Origin of the sequence: Planktothrix mougeotii LEGE 06226, assembly GCF_015207485.1 — a bacterium.
Classification (GTDB): Bacteria; Cyanobacteriota; Cyanobacteriia; order Cyanobacteriales; family Microcoleaceae; genus Planktothrix.
In genome coordinates this window covers 1-12,679 of sequence record NZ_JADEWU010000118.1, presented here as the reverse complement: position 1 = coordinate 12,679, position 12,679 = coordinate 1, and the positions used below count along the sequence as shown (strand labels likewise).

Below are 12,679 nucleotides of genomic sequence, written 5' to 3'. Positions count from 1 at the left end.
GCATAATTCCCCCTCCACCCCCAGTTAAGACCATAAATCCTTGCTGGGTGACAAATCGGGCAAAATCTGCCGCCATACGATACTCTTGAGTATTAGCCGGAATCCGAGCCGAACCAAAAATACAAATTTTGCGAACATGGCGATAGGGATAAAAAATTTGAAACCCTCTTTCTAAGTCCAGCAAAGAGGCGGAAATAATTTTCCAATCCAGAGTCTCAAATTCTTCCCCAGCCATGTGAACTAGGCTTGAAAGTGCTCGTGAAATCCACTTCTTATGCTTTAAATTCGGCAGTTGATCAACTAACTGAATAATATCTGCTTGTAGAGAATCTACCGCTTGGCTAATGTCAGAGGAGTTCATAAGATTTTATCGCGTACAACAAAGCACCTCAGACCCAAGGTTCCAAGGCGCAACACCCGTGAATAATGAGCTTGAGGTTCGAATATCATTTTGGAGGACTCAAGAACTCCGTCTAGCAACTGACTCAAATGGATTGTTTTTGAAGTCAGTTGTTTAGATGAGTTGTCAACCCCTGCAACAATGATTAAAAAGTGTTCCCTAACGACTTCAGGTATTTGGCTTCAGATACTTTTCTAAAGTAGACGCTAATGTCGTTTTAGGAACAGCACCCACAACCATATCCACTCTTTGACCTCCTTTGAAAATCATCAGAGTCGGAATACTGCGAATACCATACTGACTAGCAGTAGTAGCATTTTCATCTGTATTGAGCTTGACTACTTTTACTTGTCCGGCATATTGCTCTGCAATTTCCTCGACAACAGGTGCAACCATGCGACAAGGCCCGCACCAAGGCGCCCAAAAATCCACTAACACTGGGATTTCGCTGTCAAGCACATCTTCCTTAAAACTAGCATCAGTAACTGTTAAGGCGTTGGACATCCCTAGAAATCCTTATATATAAGACCCTATCAAATTTGACAGTCTCATCGTAGACACAAGAGTATCTAACGAGAGCTTCTTGCTTAACCGATTGAATAGGCAAAGCGTTAATTTTAGATTTAACAACTTTCCTACCCTCTTGTCCACAAGAAATTAGATTATCCGTCCACTGACTGTCGAACAGTAGACGAAGCCAGAGAGGAGATTAATGCTCTCCAGTTTTTGCTTTGTTTTTGTCTATCCTACTCGGATGTTGAGCAAGCTGTTAACTCGGCAATAACTCCTTATTATATTTCAATACGGGCTTGAATTAACCATTAGGAGAACTTAGCTCAAATGCAATGATTTGAGTTAGATCATCTATCCCTAGAGGGATAACGTTACAGGGAGACAGGGGAAACCCTGGCTTTATTAGAGCTTAAATCTCTTCAAAATTAAATTCAACCTTATTATGGGGACAAGGCTTAATTCATTTCGCCTAGATTTAAGTGGATTCTTCAAGGCAGACCCTTAAACCAATCTTACCGCAAAAGGATATTCGGTTGAATAATTACTCACCGGAGAGTCCATGACAGAATTTTGATCTAACGACTTGCACAAATGAGCAGTTATCCTTATCCTAGGAGCAAGCGAATCTAAGCGGGTCGGTTCTAATTTTGTAAAATTAAGAAACCGCCCGAACAAAAGTTCAGGCGGAGTGTGGTGTGAGGAGTGAACGGAAACATACGTCTCCGCTTCTTCTATTGTGCCATTTTATTTCCCAGAATTCCAGGTTGAGTTGTAAAAATTACGACTGTTTAACAAGTTTCGTCAAGAATCCTTGAACCCCTTCTCCGTAAATTTACTTACCCATTCCTAACTGTTGAGCTTTTTGGTAGACTTTCCCTTCGGTCAACAGCGAAGGCGCAATCACCACTTCCACTTGCTGCATTTCTGGAATTGTCTGCGCCCCCAGGGTTCCCATACTGGTTTTTAACGCGCCCAATAAATTATGAGTCCCGTCATCCAATTGAGCAGGGCCACGCAGGATTTGTTCTAAGGTTCCCGTTGTCCCTACCCGAATTCGAGTTCCACGGGGTAACACTGGACTCGGCGTTGCCATTCCCCAATGATAACCCCGTCCCGGAGCTTCTTTAGCCCGGGCAAAGGGAGAACCAATCATCACCCCATCAGCACCACAGGCGATACATTTACAGATATCTCCTCCGGTGATTAATCCGCCATCGGCAATAATGGGGACATAACGTCCGGTTTCTTGATAGAAATCATTTCGGGCTGCGGCGCAGTCGGCTACGGCCGTTGCTTGGGGAACCCCAACCCCTAAAACCCCCCGTGAGGTACAAGCTGCACCAGGGCCAATCCCAACTAAAATTCCCGCCGCACCCGCTTTCAACAAATCTAAGGTGATATCGTAGGTGACACAGTTGCCCAAAATCACCGGAATGGGCATTTCTTGACAAAATTTGACTAAATCTAGGGGGGTAACGGACTCCGGTGAGAGGAAAGTGGTTGATACCACCGTTGCTTGCACAAAAAATAAATCAGCCCCGGCTTCAGCCACAACAGCCCCGTATTTACTCGCTCCCGCAGGGGTGGCACTCACCGCCGCAATACCCCCTCCGTTTTTAATTTGCTGAATGCGTTGAGTAATCAGTTCCGGTTTGATGGGTTCTGCATACAATTCTTGCATCAAGGTGACAAACTCATCTTTCCCCACTGAAGCGATGCGATCTAAAATCGGTTCTGGATCTTCGTAACGGGTTTGAATCCCTTCTAGGTTTAATACCCCTAATGCCCCCAGTTTCGATAATTCCACCGCCATGCGAACATCGACCACCCCATCCATTGCACTCGCAATAATGGGAATTTCTCGTTCAATGCCACCAATTGTCCAGGTTGTATCTGCCAAAACTGGATCAAGGGTGCGCTGTCCAGGGACTAACGCAATTTCGTCAATGCCATACGCTCTGCGGGCAACCTTGCCCCGACCAATTACAATATCCACTCTTGTATTTGTTCCCAAGACTCTATTTCTATTAAGACTATCAAAAATGAGGGGACATGGGGAGAACAGGAGATATGGGGATAGGGGAAATGAATAAGCCAAGCGCAAAGCTATGCCATAGACTCCAAGCCCATGATTAGGTCATCACAGTCAAGGGTCAACCGTTCACAACCCTGTCTAAATTTTTGAAAATTGCTAAAAACCGATGGGAAAACTGGGGTATTATAAAACAGCAGGCTTGAATTGAAATTACAGGATATTAACTATGACACTTCGACTTGGGGATACCGTACCGAACTTTACTCAAGCGTCCTCCGAAGGTGACATCAGCTTTTATGATTGGGCTGGGGATAGCTGGGTGGTGTTATTCTCTCACCCGGCAGACTATACGCCCGTTTGCACAACGGAACTGGGAACCGTTGCTAAATTAAAACCGGAATTTGACAAACGCAACGTTAAAGTGATTGCTCTGAGTGTGGATGATGCGGAGTCCCACAAAGGTTGGATTCAAGATATTAACGAAACTCAAAATACTGTTGTTAATTATCCGGTGTTAGCGGATGGCGATCGCAAAGTGTCCGAATTGTACGACATGATTCATCCCAATGCGAATGCGGCGGTGACGGTGCGGACTGTTTTTATTATTGACCCTAACAAAAAACTGCGTCTGAGCTTAACCTATCCTCCGAGTACCGGACGCAACTTTGATGAAATTTTGCGGGTAATTGATTCTCTGCAACTGACTGACCACTATAGCGTCGCTACTCCGGCTGACTGGAAAGATGGAGAAGACTGTGTGATTGTTCCTTCCCTCAAAGACCCGGAAGTCTTGAAAGAGAAGTTCCCCAAAGGGTATCAAGAAGTCAAACCCTATTTACGTCTAACACCTCAACCGAATAAATAAACGCATCTTGAGGAAAAAAACCCGGTTTCTGAAGGCAAAAATCAGAAATCGGGTTTTTCCGTAAGTCCAGTTAATCCCTAAAATGAAAGAAACCCACTGCAAAATTTTAACTAGGACATCGTTCATGGACATTAAAAACGGTTTTGTTGGCACCATTGGGAATACCCCTTTAATTCGATTAAATAGTTTCAGCGATGAAACCGGATGTGAAATTTTAGGGAAAGCAGAATTTTTAAATCCCGGTGGTTCTGTGAAAGATCGGGCGGCTTTATATATTATTAAAGATGCAGAAGAAAAAGGATTACTAAAACCCGGTGGAACTGTTGTGGAAGGAACCGCAGGAAATACTGGCATTGGATTAGCCCATATTTGTAATGCCAAAGGCTATAAATGTTTAATTATTATTCCTGAAACTCAATCTCCTGAAAAAATGGAAGCCTTAAGAACATTAGGGGCAGAAGTTCGCCCGGTTCCGGCGGTTCCGTATAAAAATCCAAATAATTATGTTAGATTATCAGGACGGTTAGCCTCAGAAATGGAAAATGCGATTTGGGCGAATCAATTTGATAATTTAGCCAATCGTTTAGCCCATTATGAAACAACCGGGCCAGAAATTTGGGAACAAACCGATGGAAAAGTTGATGCTTGGGTGGCTGCAACCGGAACCGGAGGAACATTTGCCGGAGTTTCGCTATTTTTAAAAGAAAAAAATCCTCAGATTAAAACCGTTGTTGCTGACCCGATGGGGAGTGGTTTATATAGTTATGTAAAAACGGGAGAAATTACGCCTCAAGGGAATTCAATTACTGAAGGAATTGGGAATAGTCGAATCACGGCTAATATGGAAAATGTTCCCATTGATGATGCCATTTTAGTAGATGATCATGAAGCTTTACGGGTGATTTATCAACTGTTAAGAAAAGATGGATTATTTATGGGAGGTTCTGTAGGAATTAATGTAGGGGCGGCGGTTGCTTTAGCCAAAGAAATGGGGCCGGGTCATACGATTGTGACGGTCTTATGTGATGGGGGTGCTCGTTATCAATCTAAATTGTTTAATAAGCAATGGTTACAGGAACGCAATCTCTGGCCGGATAATTTAGATTAATTGCAGGTATGTTTTAGGGCGAGAAAACCTCGCCCCTACAGAGGGTGATATTCTATTTTTTATCTTACCAAGGACTTCCGACTAAGGTAAATGCTGCCCAATAATAGGGATAGTTTAAATCGTTATTATTGAGATTTTTTAGAGTAGGAGGAAGGGTAATTTCTTGGTTTTGATTAACTAAAATTAAACGACCGTCCTCAATGCGAACTTGACCCCGAATCATGGCAATTTGTGCCGATTGTAAAGCTTTTGCTTTAATACCCATTGTTTCTAAATGGTGATAAAATTCGCTCATTAACCCTAATGTTCCTTCATCACTCACATACCACAAACTGGCTAATACTGACTTTGCACCGGAAGCAACAGCTAACCCCGCAAATCCTAATTCTGCATCTTTATCACCCACCGCAGTTCGACAAGCAGAAAGAACGAGTAAATCAACTGTTGGATCACTTAATCCTAATTGAGAAAGTTGATTTAAGGGAAGTTTTTGATCCCACAAGTGAATATAAGAATTACTCGCGTCTCCTGGTTTAAAATCGGCATGGGTAGCGAGGTGAATAATTGGGGTTGGATTGGTTTGGTATTGATTTTTAAGGTTAAATAAGGTAAAATTTTCATTGAGAAAATATTGATTTGTACCGAGTTCAGATGTCACCGTTGATAGTTCAAGGGGAACGGCAGGTAAGGGATTTTGATCTTGAAATTCCGAAGCTCCCATTGCTAATACATTTGCTTCAGCAGTTGAATGATATTGAGTATTGACTAAACTAAAACTCGGAATCAAACTTAAGGCATATTTTTCGACTAAAAATTGTTTGCCATCATAAAGCGCTGCCAAGGGAATTCCTCGTAAAATAGCATCCATTGTAAACATTAAAATATCAACATGGTCTTGTTTTAATTCGGGTTCAATCGGGGCAATAATCCATTCATATAATTGTTGTGCTTTTTGTAAGTAAGTACCTTGTTGATTTTTACGCAAACTACTCACTTCTAATCGGAATTCTTTGATTAAATCGACTAATATTTTTTGATTCACATTGGGAACATTTCGATGCACAATCGAACCATTTGCACGCACTAATACGATTTCTAATCGATTTTCCCTGGAATAAACATAAATCAGTGCAGACTTAGTATTCGTTTGATGGTCTAAATTGGATAATATTTGTGGAATTTGAGAGGATTGGGGTTGAGAGTTATTAAAATTTGTTCCCAAATAATTAGAATATTCATAGCTAATTAAATTTTCTAATCCTGATAGTGCTTGTTCAACATTCCCCATTTCAAAATTATTATTAATCTCTGTTTTTAATTCTACTATATCAGGAACTACAGAAGCAACTTGTGTCGTTTGATTCATGGGGGTTTCTGCTTCAGCAGTTTCAGTATTTTGAGGTTCTTCTGGAGTCGTAGTTCCATCAGCATTTTCAGGTTCTTCTGGAGTCGTAGTTCCATCAGTGTTCGAGGGACTATCCCCTTCATTCATCGAATTTTCATTCAAAGTAACTGAATTGTCTTCTTCTAAACTTAGAGGCGAATTTTCATCAATGACTCCCTCAGAAGTTGCTTGATTATCCCCCGATTGTTCATCTGTATCAACGGTTAAGTCATCTATAACTTCTGTTGGTTCTTGGGGATTCACAGTTGTATTATTATTCAAAGGAATTGCTGCATTTAGAATTGTAATATTTCCTTGATTAAAAGGATTAGAATTACTGACTGTTGTAACTGGAGGTTGAATCGTTTCTGAACCCGTCGTAATTGCTCCTGCGGTTCCATTTAACGTTGCATCTCCAATCACAAAGGGTACAGTTTCTCCGCCTTGATATTGAATGGTAATTGCACCCCCATTACTACCATTTGCCGAAGAAATACTAACTGGAATTCCATTTTGATCAAGCAGAGTTCCTTGAACTTGCAAGACCCCTCCACTGGTTAAATTAATACTCCCTCCTTGAGAATTCAATGTATTTGTGACCAAAATATTATTAACAGCATTAAGGTTAATATTTCCCCCTTGAGTTGCAATAGAATTGACAGTAATTTCACTCGCGGATTCTAAACGGACTAAGCCCCCTGCGGTGCTAATTTCACCGACTGAAATTGATGGATTTCCAGCTAATCCATTATCCTGAGTAGATATAATTTGATTTTCAGGGGTTGTGAATTGAGAATTAGGGGATAAATTAACGGGATTAGCTAAGGTTTGCACCCCAGATTGTAGAATTAATGCTGGACTACTATTGAGAATTTCTGCATCTGGATCTGTTATATTGGTCAGGCTAGTATCGGGAGTTGTAATATTAATATTTCCGCCGGAAATTGCCCCTTTGGATTCAATTTTTAAAGAAGATCCGGTATAGTCTCCAAAAATAACATCTGCTTCTGAGCTAATAATAGGATCATATAAACTGACAAAGTTTCCTCCGGTTCCTCTAAGGTTTAAAATGCTAAAATTTCCCCTAGAGGAAAAGTGAGCGTCTCCTGAAATAATTCCATCACTAATTAAGGTCATATTTCCTTGACTTTGTAAGGGGGTAATAGGGTGATTTAACGCTAAAATATCAATATTTTGATTGCCTTTAATTGTTAAATTTCCGCCTGCATTGGCTTTAAATGGGGTTTGTCCATCTCGAATTGTAACGGTATTTGTAGCGATTAAATTTAAGTCACCTGTTGTTGAAAGTTGATTTTCAACTAATGTTAAATTATTAACGGCTTGTAGATTAGCAGTTTGAGCATTAACTCTGGCACCAGAAGTCATGATCACATCCCCTGAATTCACGGATAATCCATTGCTTAAAACAACCTCTCCAGCTTGATTAAGGGTTGTTTGAGTTGCAGAATTTAATCCAGAACCTGTTAATAATTCGGGTAATGAAAGCGGATTTATAAATATAGAATTAGCGGTTAAATTAGGCGTAATTTCTAAACTTAAAGCATGACCTATTTGACTGATTTTAACTAAACTTTGACCCGGAACTGTTTGTACATAAATTTCTCCTGATGGTGCATTTAAGCTGCCTTCATTAATAACGGTTCCTCCCACTAACCTTAAGGATTGTCCCGAATTAATATTCAATTCCCCTAAGTTAATAATTGCACCCGGTTGAGGGGAATTAAATTGAAATTCACTCGGCGTTCCCACTAACGTTGACCAATTATTATTCCCAATACTATTAAACCAATTTCCCTGTCCAAAACCAATGGCATCAGCCGTAGTCACCGTAAAGGCAGCCGGAATATTTAAACTCGCATTAGACCCAAAAACAATTCCCGCAGGATTCATTAAAAATAAGTTGGAATTCCCGCCAATAACTTGAATTAAGCCATCAATAATTGAAGCTTGACCCCCCGTTACTCGTCCGAGAATATTTTGAATATTGGGTTCAGAAATAAAATTAACAATTTGACCTGTATTAACATTAAAATTTTGGAAACTATGGAATAAATTTGACCCATCAGAAGATCGTTGACCTCCTTGAATATTCCATTGATTATTCTGGGGAATGATTTGAGTTCCTGTTCCATCATTCGCGGGAATAATTGGTTGTGCGTGAACGAGAGGAGGAACAAGAACAGAAGCAAAAATGAATCCGAATAAAGATAAAGAATGTTGGATTTTCATAGTTAATTTTAAATTAAATTCCAAAGAGTGATTTCATCCGTTTTCTAACCCAAACCAGTGGATTGTTATCTAAATCTTCTTCCTCGCCTAAAATTCCCATTTCTCTTAACAGTTGTTGGCGTTGAAGTAGTTCTTGTTTCCGTTCTACTAATTTTTCAGCCATTTGATCTGCTAATTGAGGATAACTGGATAAAAAATGATGAAATACATTTCGATCCACAACAAATAAAATGGTTGTTTCTAAGGTTCGGACAGCAGCCGTGCGAGGAATTCCCATAATTAAGGAAAGTTCTCCAAAAAAGTCCCCTGGGTTTAAATTGCGAATATGTTTGTTGACTTTCTCCGAGATAATTTCCACTGAACCAGAAAGAATAATATGAAAGGCATCTCCTGGATCTCCTTCATGAAAAATAAATTCTCCTGATGGGATAGTTTCTCGATACCCTTGTTCAATTAATCCTAATAATTCTAAATCGGTAAACTGTTCAAAATAAACGACTTTTCTTAATAAATCTCGTAGGGATAGGGGGTTTGTTGATTCTAGTTCTAAACCCTCAGACTCTTCAACGGTTTGAATGGCAGAAAATTGACCTTGAGGAGAAGCCTGAACAGCAACGGGATAAGGGTTAAAAATTGTTCGCAATTCTTCAGGATTTTTGATCCATAAATCTCTTTGAGGAAGGGGGATAATAATATTGTTTTTTTTAAGCTCAGTTTCTATAATATAGTTTAATGAACTTTGGATTGGAAGTCTAGCTTTGGGTTGATCAATCCAAACTAAAAGCTCAAAATTAATCGCACTATCTCCAAAACTTCTTAACCAAACTTGAGGTGCGGGATAAGATAAAACTCTCGATTCTCGGCGTGCTATTGCTAATAAAACTTCTGTCACTAACACTGGATCACTTCCGTAAGCAACGGGAACTTGAATATGAATTCTACTATTAACATTTCCATAACTCCAATTAATAATTTTTCCACTGACTAAAGTTTGATTGGGTACAATAATTGAAATTCCATCATTGGTTAAAATCGTAGCAGCACGAATTGATATTTTGCGAATCGTTCCTTCTAAATCATCAATTTCAATATAATCTCCCACTTTAACCGGACGTTCAATCAGGAGAATTAATCCGCTTACAAAATTTTGAACTAATCCCTGGAAACCTAAACCGATACCAATCCCTAAACCTCCAGCTAAAAAGCTTAAAGACCGAATATCTAAACCACAGGCTTGAGGAACAATAATAAACCCTAAAGCAATGACAAAATAATAACAAATTGTAGCGATCGCGTCTCGGCTGCCTTCATCAAATCCCCATTTGATCAATAATTTATCCCGTAACCAATTAGTAAAAAACCGGGCTATTAAAATAACAGCCAACAATGAAATAATGACGGTAATAATTAAACTCACTGAAATTGTAATTTCACCTAATCTAATAGGTTGAGTGAAAATTTTATTTATAAATTGTATTATTCCTGAAATAATTGTCATGAATTTCGCCCTCTTTTTTCTGGTAAATCTACAACAATTTATATCTGTAATTAAAATCAAATATTCTAATTACATAAATTTTAAAAAATGACTAAATCTGTGAAATCGCTTTAATCAGTTTAAATTCATGTTTTAATTAAGGATCAACCGACGTTTCAATCCCATGAATCATCATACACTCAAAGCGACTTGTACAACGGTTCATTTAGGGGGGTTCTCCTGCAATTTACCTCCGGCTTTAGTGATCAACTCTGGAGATTCCATTGAAGTCGAAACTTATACAGGGTTCAAAATTTATCAAGAAGCACCAGAAGCCTTTCTCACCCCCGAATTAGTAGAAATTTGCCAGCATTTACCCCCAGAACGCATTGTAGGGCCAGGTTCCCATTTATTAACGGGGCCAATTTATATCCGAGAAGCACAACCGGGAGATGTCTTAGAAATTCAATTAGAGGAAATTTATCCTCGTTTAGCAATGGGATTTAATGCAATTCGCACGGGTTGGGGCGCTTTACCCCAACAGTTTTCTGAATCTCGATTACGGTTTATTTCCTTAGATTTAGAGAAAAATATTGCTGAATTTCCTCTCAATTCAGGGATTAAAATTCCCTTAAAACCCTTTTTTGGAATTCTAGGGGTGGCGACTCCAGAAACCCAACAATCTTCAATTCCGCCCGGAATTTATGGCGGCAATTTAGATAACCCAGAATTGCAAGCGGGTTCTCGTTTATTCTTACCTATTTTTGTTCCCGGTGCGTTATTTTCCATTGGAGATGGACATTCTGCACAAGGAGAAGGAGAAGTAAATGTTACCGCAATTGAAACCTCAATGAAGGGTAAAATTAAACTGAATTTACATAAAAATATATTGTTAAAATCTCCCTTGGCAGAAACTCCATCGGATATTATTACTATGGGATTTGCAGAAACCTTAGATTTAGCGTTTGAAGCGGCTTTAAAACAAATGATTGATGTTCTACAACAATTCTTGGGATTAGAAGCAGAGGAGGCTTATGTTTTATGTTCTCTAGCCGCTAATTTTAGAATTACTCAAGTGGTTAATTCTCCGCACAAAGGAGTTCATGGAATGATTTCTAAATCCATTTTAGGTTTTCCCTTAAAATCTCTGCTTGATCATAAGGTTGTTAGTTATTTATAAGGGCGAACGATGGGACTCGAACCCACGAGTGGAGGAACCACAATCCTCTGCCTTAACCACTTGGCTACGCTCGCCATACGATTTTTTAATATAGCACAGGATCAGAAACATGACTAGAGGTTTTCCCAAAAAAATTTTAATTTACTGATCCCAAGCTATGGGAAAGCCATATTAAGCGTTTTCCTGAGCGGATACAATCTCCGATAGGGCATAACGAGCAATGACGAAACAAGTTCTAGCTTGTTCAATCTCCGATAACTCAGACCAACACCCTGATCCTACTATAGGGGAACCGATTTCCATTCCTTCAAGTTCCCCGCCTCGCATTGCATAAGCAAAAGGACGGGCTAAAACCTGTAAATCTTCCTCTGACCATTGAGGTAGTAGTTCTTGAACACAGTAGACTAATTGATCCGCCAATGACAGACTTTGTGAAGAAACTTGTTGAGTGATCTCAGTAGTTACCTGTACCAACCGATGTAACAACTCATGGGGTATTTGTTCGGCAAAACGTTGTAATAAGGAGGTTTGTAAACTTGTGGCTAACCAAAGCTGATTTATTTTACCGATAAACCGTTGAGAGCTTTCAGCGAGTTCAGCGTCGGTAAACGCCTCTACCAAAAAATCGGGAGCTTCTTGCTTTAATAAATAAGCTTCAGCCTCCATCGTATGGGGGTTCCAAGGGTACGGTGACTCATTGGGAAATAGGCAATTGAGTAAATCCCATTCCGCTTGAATTTCTGGGTTTTGAGCATCGTTAATCATAATAGGAGCCTTTAGGAGAATTTTAGGAAGTATTGGATTTTAGATCACCCGCTAAACCCCACTGAATCATTTTCAGAGCTTCTATACTATATCTATAGTCAGTTCACATCGAAAATCCTCAGAGGAGTCTGATCGGTTAGGCACTGGCAATATCAGAATTTGTAATAAAAACAAAATGATTGCTGAAAATATCCGTTAGTTTTGCCTCCGTTAGACGATTGAGAAACAGTCAGTCTGCATTAAACCCTAATCCTATAGAAGTTTTATCATCATGACCTTCTGATCTCAAAAAGCTTCTACCTCAACTACTGAAGCAGAATGCTATACCCGCCTCCCTAGCTACAGCAACACCTAGAAAGATTCCGTAAGCCATCAAAAACCTGTGGAGCAGCCTAATTCAACATTTCAGAGCCATTGAGATTAGATATTTTCCCTTCAGCCACCCTACCCAATCTCCCCCTCTGCGTACTAACCATTCCTAGCAAGAAAGGGATCTCAAAAATGGGTTGAATCTCCAAAATAGCTCAAATCCCTTCCAATCAAGGGCTGCAAGATAATCAAAAAAAATTTTTCAAAAAGGGTTGACACAGCCAAGAAAGGCTGCTAGATTAATAAGAGTGTCGAAAAACAAAGACGGCACGCCGAACCTGGACAACTAAAGAGTTTGAAAGCCAAGTTAGCACATTCTATAATCTCGTCTTT

The 12,679-nt window shown here is 39.7% G+C and carries 8 protein-coding genes, 1 tRNA gene and 1 pseudogene; 3 read left to right on the top strand and 7 right to left on the bottom strand.

Going from position 1 to position 12,679, the window contains the following annotated elements; translation table 11 throughout:
* The 3 genes and pseudogenes from IQ236_RS26295 to IQ236_RS26285 all read right to left on the bottom strand — a co-directional run.
* Positions 1–361 (bottom strand): annotated as a pseudogene (locus IQ236_RS26295) (cytochrome D ubiquinol oxidase subunit II); the annotation flags it as partial.
* A gap of 207 nt (positions 362–568) precedes the next feature.
* Positions 569–904: a thioredoxin gene (gene trxA, locus IQ236_RS26290; protein ID WP_072717683.1), complete on the bottom strand. Its 336-nt coding sequence runs from the start codon at positions 902–904 to the stop codon at positions 569–571.
* A gap of 841 nt (positions 905–1,745) precedes the next feature.
* The gene (locus IQ236_RS26285; RefSeq protein WP_072717684.1) at positions 1,746–2,909 is read right to left on the bottom strand and encodes a GuaB3 family IMP dehydrogenase-related protein; all 1,164 of its coding nucleotides are present in this window, start codon (positions 2,907–2,909) and stop codon (positions 1,746–1,748) included.
* A gap of 265 nt (positions 2,910–3,174) precedes the next feature.
* Between IQ236_RS26285 and IQ236_RS26280 the strand changes: the two genes are divergently transcribed.
* Positions 3,175–3,813: a peroxiredoxin gene (locus tag IQ236_RS26280; RefSeq protein WP_193872017.1), complete on the top strand. Its 639-nt coding sequence runs from the start codon at positions 3,175–3,177 to the stop codon at positions 3,811–3,813.
* A 124-nt stretch (positions 3,814–3,937) separates the two neighbouring features.
* Positions 3,938–4,921 (top strand): cysteine synthase A, encoded by a 984-nt coding sequence (locus IQ236_RS26275; protein WP_193872015.1) that lies wholly within the window; start codon positions 3,938–3,940, stop codon positions 4,919–4,921.
* A 64-nt stretch (positions 4,922–4,985) separates the two neighbouring features.
* Here the strand turns inward: IQ236_RS26275 and IQ236_RS26270 are convergent, their stop codons facing one another.
* Positions 4,986–8,555, bottom strand: a complete 3,570-nt coding sequence (locus IQ236_RS26270; protein ID WP_193872013.1) for a CHAT domain-containing protein — start codon at positions 8,553–8,555, stop codon at positions 4,986–4,988.
* 13 nt (positions 8,556–8,568) lie between these two features.
* Positions 8,569–10,053 (bottom strand): mechanosensitive ion channel domain-containing protein, encoded by a 1,485-nt coding sequence (locus tag IQ236_RS26265; RefSeq protein WP_193872011.1) that lies wholly within the window; start codon positions 10,051–10,053, stop codon positions 8,569–8,571.
* 163 nt (positions 10,054–10,216) lie between these two features.
* On the opposite strand from IQ236_RS26265, the gene IQ236_RS26260 reads away from it, so the two are divergent.
* Positions 10,217–11,212, top strand: a complete 996-nt coding sequence (locus tag IQ236_RS26260; RefSeq protein WP_193872009.1) for an acetamidase/formamidase family protein — start codon at positions 10,217–10,219, stop codon at positions 11,210–11,212.
* Between the two features lies 1 nt (position 11,213).
* Here IQ236_RS26260 and IQ236_RS26255 read toward each other — a convergent pair.
* Both IQ236_RS26255 and IQ236_RS26250 read right to left on the bottom strand, forming a co-directional pair.
* Positions 11,214–11,286, bottom strand: a tRNA-His gene (locus IQ236_RS26255).
* Between the two features lie 97 nt (positions 11,287–11,383).
* A complete protein-coding gene (locus IQ236_RS26250; RefSeq protein WP_193872007.1) occupies positions 11,384–11,977 on the bottom strand; it encodes a hypothetical protein in 594 nt (197 codons plus the stop codon).
* Positions 11,978–12,679 lie beyond the last annotated feature (702 nt).

What these genes read in the sequence shown, in the direction of transcription:
- trxA (WP_072717683.1), bottom strand. Translation starts at nt 904, where the DNA reads ATGTCCAACGCCTTAACAGTTACTGATGCTAGTTTTAAGGAAGATGTG.
- IQ236_RS26265 (WP_193872011.1), bottom strand. Translation starts at nt 10,053, where the DNA reads ATGACAATTATTTCAGGAATAATACAATTTATAAATAAAATTTTCACT.
- IQ236_RS26275 (WP_193872015.1), top strand. Translation starts at nt 3,938, where the DNA reads ATGGACATTAAAAACGGTTTTGTTGGCACCATTGGGAATACCCCTTTA.
- IQ236_RS26260 (WP_193872009.1), top strand. Translation starts at nt 10,217, where the DNA reads ATGAATCATCATACACTCAAAGCGACTTGTACAACGGTTCATTTAGGG.
- IQ236_RS26270 (WP_193872013.1), bottom strand. Translation starts at nt 8,555, where the DNA reads ATGAAAATCCAACATTCTTTATCTTTATTCGGATTCATTTTTGCTTCT.
- IQ236_RS26280 (WP_193872017.1), top strand. Translation starts at nt 3,175, where the DNA reads ATGACACTTCGACTTGGGGATACCGTACCGAACTTTACTCAAGCGTCC.
- IQ236_RS26250 (WP_193872007.1), bottom strand. Translation starts at nt 11,977, where the DNA reads ATGATTAACGATGCTCAAAACCCAGAAATTCAAGCGGAATGGGATTTA.